The sequence below is a fragment of the Desulfuromonas acetexigens genome, assembly GCF_900111775.1.
Lineage (GTDB): Bacteria > Desulfobacterota > Desulfuromonadia > Desulfuromonadales > Trichloromonadaceae > Trichloromonas > Trichloromonas acetexigens.
In genome coordinates this window covers 143602-160509 of sequence record NZ_FOJJ01000023.1, presented here as the reverse complement: position 1 = coordinate 160509, position 16908 = coordinate 143602, and the positions used below count along the sequence as shown (strand labels likewise).

Below are 16908 nucleotides of genomic sequence, written 5' to 3'. Positions count from 1 at the left end.
TTCCATGAATGCCGCCTTCGGACGGTTTTTTTTGTCATGGAGAACGCATGGATTGCGCACTCAATAGCGGCGAATGGTGATGCGCCCTTGATCGATATAGCGCTTCATCCAGAGGCGCACCGTCTTTTTACAGAACTGCCGGGTCCCTGGAACCAGGAGGATGAAGCCCGTCAAATCGGTGAAGAAGCCGGGAGTCAACAGGAGGATGCCGCCGACCAGGACCATGGCTCCGTCGAGGAGTTCCTCGGCGGGCAAGCGTCCCTCGTTCAGTTCCCGTTGAATGCGCATGGCCAGGTCGAGGCCCTGGGTCCGGGCCAGGTAGGCGCCGGCGATGCCGGTGAGCAGGATCAGGGCAATCGTCGGCGCGACACCGATCCAGGCCCCGACCTTGATCAGGATGATCAGTTCAAGAACTGGGACGAAGGTAAAAAGCAGGAGAAGACGGATAAACATGTTAAATCCTTGAAAATGGTGTGTTTGTCTGATGCTGCCCCGGTGTTTTTAGATTAAAACCATAAGCTGTTGAAATTGCTTACAAAATTTAATGCTTAAAAAATAAGCAAGATGCTGAGGGGGTGGACGAGCGGGGTCCCTATCGGGTTGTCCACATGGTTTTCAACAGTCTCTCCACAGCTTGTGTGGAAAAGCCCGCCACCTCCTTGAGTCTTCGGGGCTTTTTGCCGTACACACGGTAAAAAAAGAAAAATAACGGCCTGAATCTATTTTGTAACCTGCTTGATGTGATGGGACAAAACCCGCTGGTTGTGAACACGCAGAATGTCTTCGGCATCTTGATCGAGGGCGGCGGCGAGTCCGGCGAGGGTGAAGAGCAGACCTCCTAGATGCTCACGGGCTTGTTCTCGGTCGTCGCCAGTCAAACTTTGACCCACGGCTTTCAGATCTCGTTCGGCCTGCTCCAAAAATGCGGTAAAGCCGCCGGTTGCGTCGTTGAAGCCGGTCTTTTTGGCGAGTTTTCCAGCCTTTTGCAGGGCCGGAAGTTGCCGAGGAAGGCGCTCCAGGGGGTGCTCGGAGTTCTTCTCGGGTTTTTCGGACCGTTTGATCGCGTCCCACTGATCCGCGAGCATTTTCGCATCGCCGGTGGGCATGCCGGCGAAGACGTGGGGATGACGTCGCACCAATTTGTCAGCGATGGCCCCGATTACGTCGGCCATGGCGAAGTTCTTTCGTTCCTCGTGGATTCTCGCGAGAAAGACAACTTGCAGAAGTAGATCGCCTAATTCGTCTCGCAGGTCCTCGACGTCCTCCCGGTCAATAGCTTCCACCACCTCATAGGCTTCCTCAATAATATAAGGTTTCAGGCTTTCGGGGGTCTGTTCCGCATCCCAGGGGCATCCCCCGGGCGCACGCAGACGCTCCATGATGGTGAGCAATCGGGTGAGGGCGGCCGGAGTCTTGTCGGAGAGGTTTGAGGTCATCGGGGCATGTCGGCTCGAAGTGAGGTGGAACGGTGCGAAAAGGTCCAATTCAAGACCCTACCCCATGCGTGAAAGGATTTCAAGAAGGGTGGCGTACAGGACAATTAATCACTTGCAAAACCAACGGGATTGGGATAAAAGGGGCGGCCTTGGGAAGGGTAGGGGCCAGGCCAGGTTTTCCCTTGACAAAACGGGGGAAGTTCCTATACATAACTTCTTTCTGTGTGGCTGGGGGTGGCATGCGTCTTTCCGTTCATGACATCAGGGATGAAGGACTGGCTCTGGAATTTGTCGAGCCGGCCGCCAATTTCCCCGTACTCGCCGAGCTTCAGGAACGTCGCGAATGCCGTTTTCCCGAACCCTTGCGGGTTACTTTGCGGATTCAGCCGGCAAGCGGCATGTTCGAGGTTTCCGGCCGCATCGAGACCTGCGTGGAAACGCCCTGCTCCCGCTGCCTCAAGCCGACGTTGGTGGTTCTGGATACCTCCTTTGAGCTAACCTATGTCCGGGAACTTCCTGAGATCGAAGGGGAAGAAGACGAGGACGGGCGGGAAATCAGCGCCGAAGAAATGGGTCTGGTCTTGTTGCAAGGGGATGAGATTGATCTGCGCGAGGTGGTGCAGGAGCAGGTGGTGCTGGCGATGCCCTTTCATCCTCTCTGTGCTCCCAGTTGCCGTGGCTTATGTCCCCGGTGTGGCGCCGATCTCAATAACGAAAAGTGCCGTTGCGCGCCGACGGATTTCAGTCTGAAATTTGCCGCGCTCAAAGATTTAAAGATCGATAAATGATTGTCACCCTTTAACCCTTTAAAGGGTGGGCCTTTCCCGACCAGACGGAAGGCGAAGGTGAATGACCGCCGGACTGACCCGGCCTACAAGGAGTAACGACCATGGCTGTACCCAAGAAAAAGACTTCCAAATCCAAGCGCGACATGCGCCGTGCTCATGACTTTCTGACCGCCCCCGGCATTTCCATCTGCCCCCAGTGCCAAGAGCCCAAGCAGCCCCATCGCGTTTGTGCTGCCTGCGGCACCTATAAAGGCAAAGAAATTATCGCCGCCCAGGACTAGGGAGCTTTCTCCTTGAGTGGGAAAATCGTTGTAGCGGTCGATGCCATGGGTGGCGATAACGCCCCTGTGGTCGAGGTCGAAGCCGCGGTTGCGGCCGCCCGGCGCTGGGGCATTGCCGTCCTGCTGGTGGGGGACTCGGCCCGTATCGAATCCGAGCTGAAAAAGCACCAGATCGCGGATTTGCCGATTGCCGTGCGTCATGCCAGCGAAGTCGTCGGCATGCACGATTCCGCTTCCGACGCTGTGCGTAAAAAGAAAGACTCGTCGATCCGGGTCGCCTTCAATCTGGTGAAAACCGGCGAAGCCCAGGCGGTTGTCAGTGCCGGCAACTCTGGGGCGACCATGGCCGCGGGAATGTTCGTCCTTGGCCGGATCAAAGGGATCGACCGCCCCGCCATCGCCACCATTATGCCCAACCGCAAGGACAACACCCTGGTTCTTGATGTCGGCGGCAATGTCGATTGCAAACCCCAGCATCTCGCCCAGTTTGCTCTCATGGGTGAAGTCTATGCCCGTCATGTCCTGGGCAAGGCGGCCCCGCGCGTTGGTCTTTTGTCCAACGGCGAAGAGGAGTGCAAGGGTAACGATCTGACCCGTAGCACCCACTGCCTGCTTAAGGGCAACCGCTCTGGTTATGTCGGCTATGTGGAAGGACGCGACGTTTTTAACGGCTCGGTCGACGTGGTCGTCTGCGATGGCTTTGTGGGTAACGTGGTGCTGAAACTCTCCGAGGGACTGGCCGATGCCATCGGCTCGATGCTCAAACAGGAGATCTCAACACGGTTTTTCGCCAAGTTGGGTTATCTGTTGGCTCGGCCGGCTTTCCAGGCGTTCAAGAAGAAGGTCGATTACGCCGAATATGGTGGCGCTCCCCTCCTCGGCATCCAGGGAACCGGGGTCATCTGCCATGGCGGTTCCAATGTCAAGGCCCTCCAGAATGCGATTTTCCAGGCTCAGGAATCGGTGGCCAAGGCCATCAATGAAGCCCTCGTGGCTCAGTTGAGCAAGAGCCTGTTCGACGAAAAATCCCTTACCGCGATGCTGGAGCGTCAGGAAGAAGTTTCCGACGTTGCCGTCGGGGTCGCGGGGCTCTGAGTTTCGGAGATCTCTTTTATTCCTGTTGCGAATAAGTGACTCGAATAAGTGACTCCGTTTCATTTTTATAAGGAAGGCGGTCGTTCAATGCTCGCTTTTGTCTTTCCCGGACAGGGTTCCCAGTTCGCCGGCATGGGTCGCGACCTGGCCGACAATTTTCCTGTGGCGCGACAGCTTTTCCAGGAAGCCAACGACGCCCTCGGCTTTGATATCGCTTCCCTCTGTTTCAATGGTCCCGAGGAAGATCTGCGGCTGACGACCAATACTCAGCCGGCTATCGTGACTGTCAGTGTTGCTGCGTTGCGGGTGGTGGAGCAGGAGACCGGACTGCGGCCCGATTACGCCGCCGGTCACAGCCTCGGGGAATTCTCCGCGTTGGTGGCCGCCGGGACTCTGAGTTTTGCTGATGCTGTGCGTACGGTTCGTAAGCGTGGCGCTTTCATGCAGGAAGCGGTACCGGTCGGCGTCGGCGCCATGGCAGCAATGATGGGCCTGGAAGAGGGTGCCATCGAAGGGATCTGTGCCCAGGCCGCTCAGGGCCAGGTCGTTTCCCCGGCCAATTTCAACAGTCCGGGGCAGGTGGTCATCGCCGGTCACGCCGAAGCGGTCGATCGCGCCATCGAATTGGCCAAGGCGGCTGGTGCCAAACGGGCCTTGCCTTTGCCGGTGAGCGCACCTTTCCACTGTGCCCTTATGGAACCGGCCGGGCGGCGCCTGGCGGAAGTGCTTGACGGCATTGCCTTCGCCCCCATGAACCTGCCCGTCGTATCCAATGTCGAGGCCTGTCCCAACAAGGATTCGGCCCGCCTGAAGGAGTTGCTGGTCCGTCAGGTCAGCGCTCCGGTGCGCTGGGATGAGTCGGTGGCCTGCATGGCCGAGCTCGGGGTGGAGCGCTTTATTGAAATCGGTCCCGGCAAGGTTCTTTCCGGGCTGATCAAGCGCATCGCCAAGGGTGCGACCGCGCAAAATGTCGAGGATGTCGCCAGTCTAAAAAAACTGTAATCGCCATCCGTCCTTTTTCGCCGAATGGCGCATTGACAGGGCGGAACCTTTACTGGTAAAGAAAGGAATCACCATGGCCAAAGACCGTGTCGCCATTGTCACCGGGGCTTCCCGGGGCATCGGCAAAAGCATTTCCCTGGCCCTGGCCGCCTGCGGTGCCAAGATTGTCGCCGTCGATATTGATTTAGCCGCCACTGAGGCCATGGTCGCCGAACTGAAGGCCAACGGCACTGAAGCGATTGCCGTGCAGGGAAACGTGACCCTGAGCGCTGATGCCGAAAAAATGGTTCAGGCCGCGGTGGAGGCTTTCGGCCGCGTCGACATCCTGGTGAACAACGCCGGTATCACTCGCGACGCCCTGCTGCTGCGGATGAAGGATGAGGATTGGGATGCCGTTCTCAATGTCAACCTCAAGGGGGCGTTCCTCTGCTCTCGGGCGGCCGCTAAGGTGATGTCGAAACAGCGCTACGGCCGGATCATCAATATCGCTTCGGTGGTCGGGCAGATGGGTAACGCCGGTCAGGCCAACTACTGCGCCAGCAAGGCCGGCCTTATGGGGCTGACCCGCTCCAACGCCCGCGAACTGGCGCGGCGCAATGTCACGGTCAACGCCGTGGCTCCCGGCTTCATTGCTACCGATATGACCGACGCCCTGCCCGAGAAGACCCGTGAGGAACTGGCAGCCCAGATCCCTCTGGAGCGTCTCGGCAGCGCTGAAGATATCGCCCATGCCGTTGTTTTCCTCGCCCAGGAGAAATCCGGATATATTACCGGGCAGGTGCTGGCGGTGAATGGCGGCATGTACATGTAAAGACCGCAAAAGCAACACAAATACCGGCCCGATCGGAGATCGGCTCGAAACACAAAGGGAGGTGAAGCAGATGGCTTCTATTGACGAAAGAGTAAAGCAGATTGTGGCGGAACAACTGGGTGTGGATGCCGACCAGGTGACCAACGACGCATCTTTCATGGATGATCTTGGCGCCGATTCCCTCGACACCGTGGAACTGGTCATGGCTCTCGAAGAAGAATTCGATATCGAGATCTCCGACGAAGATGCCGAAAAAATCCTGACGGTCCAGGACGCTATTGATTACCTCGGCGAAAATTCCTGATCCGCTGATCAAAAGGAGAGGAGGAGAAAACCCGGTTTTCTCCTCCTTTCTTGATTGGCTCCCCCCGTGTACTCAGTTTTCTTGATCTTGAACAGTCTCAATCTATTCAATCGTTCTAAATAGCTAGTCCGCGGTAGTAGATCGCGCGTCGATGGAGGAAGAAATCATGCGAAGAGTCGTCGTGACGGGAGTCGGTGTCGTTTCCGCCCTGGGCACCGGGACCGAAAAGAACTGGTCGGCCTTGATGGCGGGAAAGTCCGGAATCGACCGGATCACACGCTTTGACGCCTCCGACCTGCCCAGCCAGATCGCTGGGGAGGTCAAGGACTTCAATCCCGAGGACTTCATCGACAAAAAAGAAGTCAAGAAGATGGATAGTTTCATCCATTATGCGCTGGCCGCCTCGGATATGGCCATGAAAGATTCCGGTTTGCAGGTCACCGAAGAGAACGCCGAACGCGTCGGCGTGGTAGTCGGTGCCGGCCTCGGCGGTCTGCCGGCCATCGAAAAGTATCACGAAGTGCTGATGAACGGCGGCTATAAAAAGGTCACGCCCTTTTTCATCCCGATGCTGATCATCAATCTGGCGCCCGGCCATATCTCCATCCGTTTCGGCGCCAAGGGGCCGAATCTTTCCACCGTTACCGCCTGCGCCACCGGCACCCACTCCATTGGTGACGCCTATCACATCATCAAGCGTGGCGATGCCGACGCGATGATCGCCGGCGGCGCCGAATCGACCATAACTCCCTTGGGTATCGCCGGCTTTAACGTCATGAAGGCCCTCTCCACCCGCAATGACGATCCGACTCGCGCCAGTCGTCCCTTCGATAAGGGGCGCGACGGCTTCATCATGGCCGAGGGGGCCGGTATCGTTGTGCTGGAAGAGTACGAGTCGGCAAAAAAACGCGGGGCTAAAATCTATGCCGAGGTCGTCGGCTACGGCGCTACCGGCGACGCCCATCACATCACCGCGCCCGGTCCCGACGGCGAGGGTGCCGCGCGTTGCATGAAGATGGCGTTGAGGCACGCCGGCATGAATCCCGAGGAAGTCGATTACATCAACGCCCACGGCACCTCGACCCATTTCAACGATCTCTACGAAACCATGGCGATCAAAAGTGTTTTCGGCGAGCACGCGCGCAAGCTTATGGTCAGCTCCACCAAGAGCATGACCGGCCATACCCTGGGCGCCGCCGGCGGCATCGAGGCGGTCTACTCTCTGCTCACCATGGAGCGTAGCGCGGTACCGCCGACCATCAATTATGAGGAACCCGATCCTGAGTGCGATCTCGACTATGTACCGAATCAGGCCCGTCAGGCTGAGGTCCGGGTGGCGATGTCCAACTCCCTCGGCTTCGGCGGCACCAACGGCACCCTGATCTTCAAAAAGGTTTGATGATGATGGTCATAGCGAGCGATCACGGCGGACTTGAACTCAAGGACGCCATCTATAAGTGTCTGGAATCTCGTGGCCTCTCCGTCCGGGATTTCGGTACTGACAACGGCGATTCCGTCGACTATCCCGATTTCGGCGAAAAGGTCGCGCGGGCCGTATCCAGCGGCGAGGCCGAACGAGGCATTCTGATCTGCGGCACCGGTATCGGTATGTCCATCGTTGCCAATAAATTCCCCGGCGTGCGCGCCGCCTTGGTCAATGACCCCTTTACCGCGCGTATGGCCAAGGAGCACAACAACGCCAACGTGTTGGTGATGGGCGGCCGAGTCATTACCCCTGAGATCGCCTGCCGCCTGGTGGAGATCTGGCTCGACAGCGAGTTCGAGGGAGATCGTCATCAACGGCGCCTCGACAAAATCAGTCGGATCGAGGACGAAGTCCGCAAGGCCGCCCGCTGACGGCCGGCGCTCTTCAGGGCAGGCCGGCGGGTCTGCCCTTTGTTTTTTGCCACTCATGGTTGATGCTTTTGCAAAAAGCATCAGGGTTGTATGGCTAAGCAAAAAGCGCCAAATGCAAGGCGCGCAAATGGCAAGCAATGAGGCGTACTTATGTACGTCGAAGCAGCGGGCCGGTTGCAGCAACGCAGAAGTTGGTGAGTTTTTGCGACGCCATCATGTTTCGCGGGGGCTACCTCGCACTGAAAGGTCTTTAAATCATGTCCGAGAAACTTGCCCAGTTCGATCCGGAAATCGCAGCCAGCATCCGCCGGGAAACCGAGCGTCAGGAATACAACCTCGAATTTATCGCTTCGGAAAACTTCGTCAGCGAGAATGTGCTCGAAGTCCAGGGGTCGGTACTGACGAACAAATATGCCGAAGGCTATCCCGGCAAGCGTTATTACGGTGGTTGCGAGTTCGTCGACGAGGCCGAACAGTTGGCCATCGATCGAGCCAAGGAGCTCTTCGGCGCCGAACACGCTAATGTCCAGCCCCATTCCGGCTCCCAGGCCAATATGGCGGTCTATTTCTCCGTCTGTAACCCCGGCGACACGATCCTCGGCATGAACCTGGCCCACGGCGGCCACCTGACCCACGGCTCCCCGGTCAACTTCTCCGGCAAGCTCTTCAATATCGTTCCCTATGGAGTCAAGAAGGAAACCGGCACCATCGATTACGACGAAGTCGAGCGTCTCGCCGTCGAGCACAAGCCGAAGCTGATCGTCGTCGGCGCCAGCGCCTATCCCCGCGCCCTCGATTTCGCCGCTTTCCGCCGCATCGCCGACAAGGTCGGGGCGCTGGTCATGGTCGATATGGCGCACATCGCCGGCCTGGTCGCCGCCGGTCTTCATGCCAATCCCGTCCCCCACGCCGAGTTCGTCACCACCACCACCCACAAGACCCTGCGCGGCCCCCGCGGCGGTATGATCCTCTGTCGCGAAGAATTCGCTAAGGCCGTCAACAGCAACATCTTCCCCGGCATCCAGGGGGGACCGCTGATGCATGTCATCGCCGCCAAGGCGGTGGCCTTCAAGGAAGCCCTCGCTCCCGACTTCAAGGTCTACGCCGCCCAGGTCATCAAGAATGCCCAGGCTCTGGCCGCCGGGTTGACCAAGCGTGGCTTCAATCTGGTTTCCGGTGGTACCGACAATCACCTCATGCTGGTTGATCTTTCCGGTACCGAGTTGACTGGGAAGGTGGCCGAGGCCACCTTGGAAAAGGCCGGAATTACCGTCAACAAGAACGCCGTGCCTTTCGATACCCGGTCGCCCTTCGTCACCAGCGGCTTCCGCATCGGCACGCCGGCGACCACCACCCGCGGCCTCAAGGAAGCGGAAATGGAGCTGGTCGCCGGCTGGATCGACCGCGCCCTGAAGAATGTGGAGAATGCCGAGGAGTTGGCGAAAATCCGCGCCGAGGTCAAGGAACTCTGCAAAAAATTCCCCCTCTACGCCCATCGCTTGACTTAGATGGAGCGTCCAAGCTGGGAAGAGTATTTCATGGAAATCGCTTGCCTGGTGGCCAGACGTTCGACCTGTCTGCGCCGCCAGGTCGGTGCGGTAATGGTCAAGGGGAAGAACATTCTCGCCACCGGCTATAACGGCACCCCTTCGGGAATCACCCACTGCGAGCAGGCCGGTTGTCTGCGTCAGCAGCTCAATGTCCCCTCCGGCGAGCGCCATGAACTCTGTCGCGGCCTCCATGCTGAGCAAAATGCCATCATCCAGGCGGCCAAGCATGGGATCAATATCGCCGACGCCACCCTTTACTGCACCAATTCCCCCTGCATCATCTGTTCAAAGATGCTGATCAATGCCGGCGTCCAGCGGATCATCTATAAGGAGGGCTATCCCGATCTGCTCTCCATGGAGATGCTCGCCGAGTCGGGGGTCGAAGTTCTCGAATTCAGCCAGGTCGCCGGACGGAGCCAGGGAGAGCGCCGATGAAATGCCCGTTTTGTTCCTATCACGACACCAAAGTGGTCGATTCCCGACTCGGTCGCGAGGGGAACAACATCCGCCGCCGCCGCGAGTGCATCTCCTGCGAAAAGCGTTTTACCACCTACGAGCGGGTCGAGGAGACCCTGCCGCTGGTGGTCAAGAAGGATAGCCGGCGAGAACTTTTTGATCGTTCCAAGATCATCGCCGGCATGCAGCGCGCCTGCGAAAAACGACCGATCTCCATCGCCGTGATCGAGAAAGAGGTCGATCGTCTGGAGCAGTCCTTGCAGGAGAGCGGCGAGAAGGAAATCGAATCGAGCCGCATCGGTGAAGCGGTCATGAACATTCTGCACGAGCTGGATGAGGTGGCTTATGTCCGTTTTGCTTCGGTCTACCGCCAGTTTCGCGACATCAATGAGTTCATGGCTGAACTGACCGACATTCTTGCCAAGGGCCAGGGCAAGAAGGCCCCCTAAGCCCTTTTGCTCATGGCCGTCATTCGCGCTCCCCGGGGGTCATTCGCCGTCGGGGAGTTGCTGTTTTCGACTCTGGAGCTTTTATGCCGACCGCTGTGGAATATATGGAACAGGCCCTGGCCCTGGCGCGCCGGGCCGAGGGACGGACCCGTCCCAATCCCCCGGTGGGGGCGCTGGTGGTCGCCGCCGGCGAGGTCGTCGGGGAGGGCTACCATCCGGCGGCCGGGGAGCCGCACGCCGAAATTTTCGCCTTGCGTCAAGCCGGCGAGCGGAGCCGAGGGGCCGATCTCTATGTCACCCTGGAGCCTTGCAGCCATCATGGCCGCACCGGCCCCTGCAGCGAGGCGGTGATCGCCGCCGGGATCGCGCGGGTCTGGGTCGGCTGCGAAGATCCGAACCCCCAGGTGAGCGGTCGCGGCATCGCCCGCCTGCGTGCTGCCGGCATCGAGGTGGTGGTCGGGGTCTGCGAAGCAGATTGCCGGCGTCTGATCGCCCCCTTTGCCAAGCACGTCCGCACCGGTCTGCCCCATGTCACCCTGAAGACGGCGATCACCCTCGACGGCAAGACCGCCACCGCTGCTGGGGATTCCCGCTGGATCTCCGGCGGTGCCAGCCGCCTGCATGTGCATCGGTTGCGCGACCGCATCGACGCCATTCTGGTCGGCAGCGGCACCGTCTTGCACGACGATCCGCAACTGACCACCCGGCTCCCCGAGAGGGGGCGCAATCCCCTGCGGGTGATCGTTGATGGGCAGCTGCGCTGCTCCGCCAATGCCCGGATTTTCGATACGACCCAAGCGCCGACCCTGCTCGCTGTCACTTCCGCCGTCCCCGAGGAAAAACTGGAGCGGTTGCGCGCGCGCGGGGTGGACGTGCAGGTGCTCGACGGCCCCGACGGGCATGTCGATCTCGTCGCCCTTTTGCGCCTGCTCGGTGCCCGGGGGGTGCAGAGCCTGCTCCTCGAAGGGGGAAGCGGGCTCAACGGCGTTTTTCTGCGCCGAAGGCTGATCGACCGTATGCTCGTCTTTGTCGCGCCGAAGCTGGTGGGGGGCGCCGATGGTTACGGCATCTTCGCCGGCAATGGGGTGGCCCGTTTGGCCGACGCGTTCTGTCTGGAGGATGTCCATTTCAGCCGCTTTGAAAACGATCTGCTGATTGAAGGGGAGGTGCCGCCATGTTCACCGGACTGATCGAGGATCTCGGCACGGTGCGCGAACTGCGCAAGGGGAGCGATAGCGCCCGCCTGAGCGTGGCGACCGCCATCCCCATGGATGAGCTGGAGTTGGGGGCGAGCATCGCCGTCAACGGCATCTGCCTGACGGTCACGAATTTTGGCGGTGGCTCTTTCACGGCCGACGTTTCCCCCGAAACCCTCGGCCGCTCCAATCTCGGCGCGCTCCTTCCCGGCAGCCGGGTCAATCTCGAACGGGCTCTGCGCCTCGGCGACCGGCTCGGCGGACACTGGGTCAGCGGTCATGTCGACGCGGTCGGGACCCTGGAGCAAGCGCAGCGGGATGGCAACGCCTGGCGCCTGACTTTCCGCCTCCCCACCGAAGTCAACCGCTACGTGGTGGAGAAGGGCTCGGTGGCCATCGACGGCATCAGCCTGACCGTCAACAGCGTCGGCGACGAAACCTTTTCCGTGGCGATCATTCCCCACACCCTGGCGCTGACCACCCTCAAGGAGGCCAAGGTCGGGGCACGGGTGAATATTGAAACGGACATCCTCGGCAAGTATGTGGAGCGCCTGCTCGGGCGCTCCCCCCGCAGCGAAAGCCGCGCTCCCGTCGATCTTGAATTCCTTGCCAAGCATGGATTTCTGTGACATAGTTGCGGGCCGAAAAAAGGAGTTTTACTCATGCCCATCGCCAAGATCGAAGCCGCCCTGGAAGACATCCGCCAAGGCAAAATGGTCATTCTCATCGATGACGAAGACCGGGAAAACGAAGGCGACCTGACCATGGCCGCCGAAAAGGTCACCCCCGAAGCCATCAACTTCATGGCCCGCGAAGGGCGTGGCCTGATCTGCCTCTCCCTCACCGAGGAGCGGGCCGATCATCTCGACCTGCCGCTGATGGTGCGGGATAATTCCTCGTCCTTCGGTACCGCCTTCACCGTCTCTATCGAGGCACGGCGCGGTGTCACCACCGGCATTTCCGCCGCCGATCGGGCACACACCATCCAGGTCGCCATCGCCGACGAAAGCACCGCTCGCGATCTCGCCCGCCCCGGCCACGTCTTTCCCTTGCGGGCGAAGAAGGGCGGGGTGCTGGTGCGCGCCGGTCAGACCGAGGGCTCCGTCGATCTCGCCCGCCTCGCCGGGCTCAAGCCGGCCGGGGTGATCTGCGAGGTCATGAATGAAGACGGCACCATGGCCCGCCTGCCGGAACTGAAGAAGTTCGCCAAGCAGCATGATCTGAAGATCATCTCCATCGCCGATCTCGTCTCCTACCGCATGCGCAAGGAACTGCTGGTGCGGCGCGCTGCCGAGACGGTGATTCCCATTCACGACTGCGGCGAATTCGCCGCCATCGCCTACGAGAACGACGTCGACACGGCCCAGCATCTGGCCCTGGTCAAAGGCACCATCGATCCGGAAAAGCCGGTGTTGGTGCGGGTCCATTCCGAATGCCTGACCGGAGATGTCTTCGCTTCCCAGCGCTGCGATTGCGGTGAGCAGCTCCATGCCGCCATCCACCAGATCGACGAGGAAGGTTGCGGGGTGCTCCTCTACATGCGCCAGGAAGGGCGGGGCATCGGTCTGATCAACAAGCTCAAGGCCTACGCCTTGCAGGATGAGGGTTGTGACACCGTCGAGGCGAACGAGGCCCTCGGTTTCAAGGCCGACCTGCGGGATTATGGCATCGGCGCGCAGATCCTCTCGGAACTGGGGGTGCGCCGGATCCGTCTGATGACCAATAATCCGAAGAAGATCATCGGCCTCGAAGGTTACGGCCTGGAGGTCGTCGAGCGAGTGTCGATCCAGATGCCCGCCTGCGAAACGAACAAGCGCTATCTCGCCACCAAGCGCGAGAAACTCGGCCATCTGTTGGAAAATCTCTAAGCCGGATGTGGGAAGGGAAGAATTCATGAGCAATGTGATCGAAGGACATCTGGACGCCGGCGGGCTGCGCTTCGGGCTGGTGGTCAGCCGCTTCAACAGCTTCATCTGCGACCGTCTGGTCGAAGGGGCCGTCGATGCTTTGGTGCGCCATGGCGCCGATGCCGGACAGATCGACATCGCCAAGGTTCCCGGCGCGTTCGAGCTGCCACTGGCGGCCCAGCGCCTGGCCCAGAGCGGTCGTTACGACGCCCTCATCTGCCTTGGCGCGGTCATTCGCGGCTCCACTCCCCATTTCGATTATGTCGCCGCCGAAGTCTCCAAAGGGCTGGCCTCGGTCGGACTGGCGAGCGGTCTGCCGGTGGCCTTCGGCGTGCTGACCACCGACAATATCGAGCAAGCCATCGAGCGGGCCGGGACCAAGGCCGGTAACAAGGGCTTCGAGGCCGCCGTCACCGCCATTGAAATGGTCAACTTCTTGAAGAAACTGTAGGATTCATGGCCAAGGGAATGCGTAGGCAAGGGCGGGAGCTCGCCCTGAAAATCATCTACAGCTTGCAGGATCAGGACTCGTCCTTAGAAGAGGTCTTCGCTGATTTCTGGGCGAATTTTCGCTTTCGCGACGATGTCCTCGGCGATCCCCACGACGAATCCCATCGGCCGATTCCTCCCGAGGTGCGGGAGTATGCCGAGGGGCTGGTGCGCGGTGTGGCTGACTATCTCGAACGCATCGACCAGATGATCGAAGAGCTCTCTACCAACTGGGCTCTCGACCGCATGGCCCGGGTCGATCTGTCGCTGTTGCGGCTGGCCGCTTACGAGTTGATGGCCCGTCCCGACGTGCCTGCCAGTGTCGCTATCAACGAGGCGATCGAGATCGGCAAGATCTACGGCACCAAGGACACCCCGGCCTTCGTCAACGGCATTCTCGACAAAATCTCCCGCGCCTGTCGTCCCGCCGGGTCATGAGCGCCCTGAGCCGGTCCGACGAACCCCTTGACCGGCTGCCGGGGGACGTGGCCGCCGCCTTCTTCTTCAGCGATCTCAGACCGCCCCGGGGCGGCGCCGCACTCCTTGACTGGCGGCTGAACGGGCGGCTCACCCGCATGCTCCTCGACGGCGAAGCCGAGGGCAGGCTCGGCGAACATATCCTGGTCGCCAACAACGGTAAACTGGCTGCGGACTGGGCCCTCTTCGTCGGTGCTGGGCCCGCTCCGGCGCGGTTCTCCGCCTCTTCCCGCAAGCTTCTGCGCCATCTGCTCGATGTCTGCCGACAGGCCGGCTTCACCCGCTTGGCCATCGCCCTCAGCGCCGCCGATGCGGCAGAGGCCGCAGCTCTGGAGAAGACGTTGGCCGAGCTTCTGGCTGAAGTCGCCGACCCCGACCTGGAATGTCGGCTGGCGATAGACGACGATCTCTGATCGTTCGGTTTCGTTCCCGTCCCTTCATGCATCATCCATAGACGAGGATTCCATGAGAGAAATCAAGATAGGCTTGCTCGGTTTCGGCACCATCGGCACCGGCGTGGTCAAGGTGCTGCAGGACAACGCCCAGCTTTTGCAGGATCGTCTCGGCGCCAAGCTGACCCTGGCCCGCATCGCCGATCTCGACATCCAGACCCCGCGCGCCGTCACCGTCGCCCCCGAACTGCTCACCACCGACGCCGACGCCATTCTCAGCGATCCCGCCATCGATCTGGTTATCGAACTGATCGGCGGCTACGAGCCGGCGCGCAGCTTCGTGCTCAAGGCTATCGCTAACGGCAAGCACGTGGTCACCGCCAATAAGGCGTTGCTCGCCCTGCACGGCGCGGAGATCTTCGCGGCGGCTGAGGCGAAAGGGGTGGATGTCTATTTCGAGGCGGCGGTCGGCGGCGGCATTCCGATCATCTCGGCGATCAGGGAAAATCTCTGCGCCAACCGCTTCACCAGCCTTTTCGGTATTCTCAACGGCACCTGTAACTACATCCTGTCGCGCATGACCAACGACGGCGACGATTACGGCGCGGTGCTCAAGGACGCCCAGGAGCTCGGCTACGCCGAGGCCGACCCGACCTTTGACGTCGAGGGGATCGACACCGCCCACAAACTCGCCATTCTCATCTCCCTCTGCTTCGGCACCCGGGTGCGTTTCAAGGACATTCACACCGAGGGGATCAGCAACATCTCGGCCCTTGACATCCATTTCGCCAGCCAGTTCGGCTACCGTATCAAGCTGCTGGCCATCGGCAAGAACGAAAACGGCCAGATCGAGGCCCGCGTCCATCCGACCATGATTCCCGACAACTACCCCCTGGCCGACGTTCACGGCGCTTTCAACGCCGTGCGCCTGGTCGGCGATTTCCTCGGCCCGGCCATGCTCTACGGTCGTGGCGCTGGGATGGATGCCACCGCCAGCGCGGTCATGGGGGATGTCATGGCCATTTCCCGGGACATGCTCTGCGGCGTCGCCGGCCGCACTCCGGCACTGGGTTACGTCCCCGAAGCGATTAAGGATCTGGCGATTAAGCCAATGGACGACATCGTCAGCCAATACTACCTGCGCTTCGCCGCCGACGACAAACCGGGCGTGCTTTCGCAGGTTTCCGGCATCCTCGGCAAATACGAGATCAGCATCACTTCGATGATCCAGCCCGAACGGCAGATCGGCGGCGGCGTGCCCATCGTCATGATGACCCACGACGCCAAAGAAGCCAATGTCCGCAAGGCCCTGGCCGAGATCGACGCCCTGGCGGTGATCAAGGAACAGAGCCGCTTCATCCGCATCGAGAACGAGCTGGGGTAGGGAAGATTCCAGTGGAGTTTTGAAGACAAGAAAGGCGTCCGAAGGGACGCCTTTCTTGTTGGCGGGGCAGGGGCGCGTGGCGCGTGAGCGCAATCGATTCAGCTGTGGCGGCTGAATGGTGATTTGGAGGAGAAAATCCTCTATCGGCTTCGGCGGGGGATCCACCGCAAGTATCTCCCCCATCTATTCAACGAGCAGGATGCTGCTACGTTTTGCGGCCTCGTAACCCCCTTTTTTATTTCAGCAACATGATTTCTGCTTGATGTGGGCATCGATCAAGAATAGACTATTAGTATATATCATTGGAGGTTTGACTATGCCGAATACCGCTAAAATTTTCATGAACGGTCGCAGCCAAGCCGTTCGTCTCCCTGCGGAGTTCCGCTTTGATTGCAAGGAGGTCTTCATCGAGCGTCATGGGGATGTCGTCATTTTACGTCCCAAGCGCCAGGGGTGGGACTCCTTTTTTGACCGCCCCACCCAAGTGCCGGAAGACTTTCTTGCCGAGCGCACCGATCTGCCGTTGCAAGAGCGGGAGCTGTTCTGATGCTCTATCTGCTCGATACCAATATCTGCAGCTATATTCTCAAACGACGCCCGGAAACGGTGAAACGTCGATTTGAAGAAGTCGGACCAGAGCATCTGGGGCTTTCGTCAGTTGTCCTCGCTGAGCTCTATTATGGCGCGGCCCGTCATCCCCAGGGGATGGCTATCCGCCGGGAAATCGACGATTTTGTCTCACGTCTCACCCTTTTTTCCTGGGACGAAATCGCTGCGGATCACTACGGAGAAATTCGCGCAACATTGGAAAAAAACGGCACTCCGATCGGCGCCATGGACATGATGATCGCCGCTCACGCCCGCAGCCTTGATGCCGTGTTGGTCAGCAATAACGCCAGGCATTTTCAAGAGGTTCCGGAATTGAGCTGGGTTGATTGGGTGTAAGGAACAATCTATTAGGAAATAAAACCAATCTGATCAGGCTCGGTGTGTGGTCCCGTTTGTAATGTGTCGGGGCAAGATGTGACCCCGCC

The 16908-nt window shown here is 59.9% G+C and carries 22 protein-coding genes; 20 read left to right on the top strand and 2 right to left on the bottom strand.

The window, feature by feature from the left end; genetic code table 11:
• Nucleotides 1–60 precede the first annotated feature (60 nt).
• Together BQ4888_RS09710 and mazG are read right to left on the bottom strand one after the other, a co-directional pair.
• A complete protein-coding gene (locus BQ4888_RS09710) occupies nucleotides 61–453 on the bottom strand; it encodes an FxsA family protein (RefSeq protein WP_092056813.1) in 393 nt (130 codons plus the stop codon).
• 266 nt (nucleotides 454–719) lie between these two features.
• Nucleotides 720–1391, bottom strand: a complete 672-nt coding sequence (mazG, locus tag BQ4888_RS09705; protein ID WP_170232812.1) for a nucleoside triphosphate pyrophosphohydrolase — start codon at nucleotides 1389–1391, stop codon at nucleotides 720–722.
• 284 nt (nucleotides 1392–1675) lie between these two features.
• Here mazG and BQ4888_RS09700 point away from each other — a divergent pair, with 284 nt between their 5' ends.
• From BQ4888_RS09700 to vapC, 20 genes are all read left to right on the top strand, one after another.
• Nucleotides 1676–2224 (top strand): YceD family protein, encoded by a 549-nt coding sequence (locus tag BQ4888_RS09700; RefSeq protein WP_092056810.1) that lies wholly within the window; start codon nucleotides 1676–1678, stop codon nucleotides 2222–2224.
• 101 nt (nucleotides 2225–2325) lie between these two features.
• Nucleotides 2326–2505, top strand: a complete 180-nt coding sequence (gene rpmF / locus BQ4888_RS09695; RefSeq protein WP_092056808.1) for a 50S ribosomal protein L32 — start codon at nucleotides 2326–2328, stop codon at nucleotides 2503–2505.
• A 24-nt stretch (nucleotides 2506–2529) separates the two neighbouring features.
• Nucleotides 2530–3600: a phosphate acyltransferase PlsX gene (gene plsX, locus BQ4888_RS09690; RefSeq protein WP_092057134.1), complete on the top strand. Its 1071-nt coding sequence runs from the start codon at nucleotides 2530–2532 to the stop codon at nucleotides 3598–3600.
• 87 nt (nucleotides 3601–3687) lie between these two features.
• A complete protein-coding gene (fabD, locus tag BQ4888_RS09685) occupies nucleotides 3688–4602 on the top strand; it encodes an ACP S-malonyltransferase (RefSeq protein ID WP_092056806.1) in 915 nt (304 codons plus the stop codon).
• A gap of 73 nt (nucleotides 4603–4675) precedes the next feature.
• On the top strand, nucleotides 4676–5413 hold the full coding sequence (gene fabG / locus BQ4888_RS09680; RefSeq protein ID WP_092056804.1) for a 3-oxoacyl-[acyl-carrier-protein] reductase: 738 nt from the start codon (nucleotides 4676–4678) through the stop codon (nucleotides 5411–5413).
• Between the two features lie 70 nt (nucleotides 5414–5483).
• Nucleotides 5484–5717 (top strand): acyl carrier protein, encoded by a 234-nt coding sequence (gene acpP, locus BQ4888_RS09675; protein WP_092056801.1) that lies wholly within the window; start codon nucleotides 5484–5486, stop codon nucleotides 5715–5717.
• Nucleotides 5718–5883: 166 nt separating this feature from the next.
• Complete coding sequence (gene fabF, locus BQ4888_RS09670) at nucleotides 5884–7116, top strand: beta-ketoacyl-ACP synthase II (RefSeq protein WP_092057132.1); 1233 nt, start codon at nucleotides 5884–5886, stop codon at nucleotides 7114–7116.
• Nucleotides 7117–7118: 2 nt separating this feature from the next.
• Nucleotides 7119–7574 carry a ribose 5-phosphate isomerase B gene (rpiB, locus tag BQ4888_RS09665; protein ID WP_092056799.1) on the top strand — a complete coding sequence of 152 codons (456 nt, stop codon included), beginning with the start codon at nucleotides 7119–7121 and terminating at the stop codon, nucleotides 7572–7574.
• A 257-nt stretch (nucleotides 7575–7831) separates the two neighbouring features.
• Nucleotides 7832–9082, top strand: a complete 1251-nt coding sequence (gene glyA / locus BQ4888_RS09660) for a serine hydroxymethyltransferase (protein WP_092056797.1) — start codon at nucleotides 7832–7834, stop codon at nucleotides 9080–9082.
• Nucleotides 9083–9559: a deoxycytidylate deaminase gene (locus tag BQ4888_RS09655; RefSeq protein ID WP_092056795.1), complete on the top strand. Its 477-nt coding sequence runs from the start codon at nucleotides 9083–9085 to the stop codon at nucleotides 9557–9559.
• The gene (gene nrdR / locus BQ4888_RS09650; protein ID WP_092056794.1) at nucleotides 9556–10029 is read left to right on the top strand and encodes a transcriptional regulator NrdR; all 474 of its coding nucleotides are present in this window, start codon (nucleotides 9556–9558) and stop codon (nucleotides 10027–10029) included. The genes BQ4888_RS09655 and nrdR overlap by 4 nt, the downstream gene beginning before the upstream one ends.
• 83 nt (nucleotides 10030–10112) lie before the next feature.
• The gene (gene ribD, locus BQ4888_RS09645) at nucleotides 10113–11219 is read left to right on the top strand and encodes a bifunctional diaminohydroxyphosphoribosylaminopyrimidine deaminase/5-amino-6-(5-phosphoribosylamino)uracil reductase RibD (protein ID WP_092056792.1); all 1107 of its coding nucleotides are present in this window, start codon (nucleotides 10113–10115) and stop codon (nucleotides 11217–11219) included.
• Nucleotides 11204–11854, top strand: a complete 651-nt coding sequence (locus BQ4888_RS09640) for a riboflavin synthase (protein WP_092056790.1) — start codon at nucleotides 11204–11206, stop codon at nucleotides 11852–11854. Before ribD ends, BQ4888_RS09640 begins: the two co-directional genes overlap by 16 nt.
• Before the next feature lie 33 nt (nucleotides 11855–11887).
• A complete protein-coding gene (locus tag BQ4888_RS09635) occupies nucleotides 11888–13093 on the top strand; it encodes a bifunctional 3,4-dihydroxy-2-butanone-4-phosphate synthase/GTP cyclohydrolase II (RefSeq protein ID WP_092056788.1) in 1206 nt (401 codons plus the stop codon).
• Between the two features lie 25 nt (nucleotides 13094–13118).
• The gene (gene ribH / locus BQ4888_RS09630; protein WP_092056786.1) at nucleotides 13119–13583 is read left to right on the top strand and encodes a 6,7-dimethyl-8-ribityllumazine synthase; all 465 of its coding nucleotides are present in this window, start codon (nucleotides 13119–13121) and stop codon (nucleotides 13581–13583) included.
• Nucleotides 13584–13588: 5 nt separating this feature from the next.
• The gene (nusB, locus tag BQ4888_RS09625) at nucleotides 13589–14059 is read left to right on the top strand and encodes a transcription antitermination factor NusB (protein WP_092056784.1); all 471 of its coding nucleotides are present in this window, start codon (nucleotides 13589–13591) and stop codon (nucleotides 14057–14059) included.
• Entirely contained in the window at nucleotides 14056–14511 is a 456-nt protein-coding gene (locus BQ4888_RS09620; protein WP_092056782.1) for a M17 family peptidase N-terminal domain-containing protein, read from the top strand. Before nusB ends, BQ4888_RS09620 begins: the two co-directional genes overlap by 4 nt.
• A 52-nt stretch (nucleotides 14512–14563) precedes the next feature.
• Complete coding sequence (locus tag BQ4888_RS09615) at nucleotides 14564–15874, top strand: homoserine dehydrogenase (protein WP_092056780.1); 1311 nt, start codon at nucleotides 14564–14566, stop codon at nucleotides 15872–15874.
• 316 nt (nucleotides 15875–16190) lie between these two features.
• On the top strand, nucleotides 16191–16421 hold the full coding sequence (locus BQ4888_RS09610; protein WP_092056778.1) for an antitoxin: 231 nt from the start codon (nucleotides 16191–16193) through the stop codon (nucleotides 16419–16421).
• On the top strand, nucleotides 16421–16819 hold the full coding sequence (vapC, locus tag BQ4888_RS09605) for a type II toxin-antitoxin system tRNA(fMet)-specific endonuclease VapC (RefSeq protein WP_092056776.1): 399 nt from the start codon (nucleotides 16421–16423) through the stop codon (nucleotides 16817–16819). The genes BQ4888_RS09610 and vapC overlap by 1 nt, the downstream gene beginning before the upstream one ends.
• The last annotated feature ends 89 nt before the right edge of the window (nucleotides 16820–16908 follow it).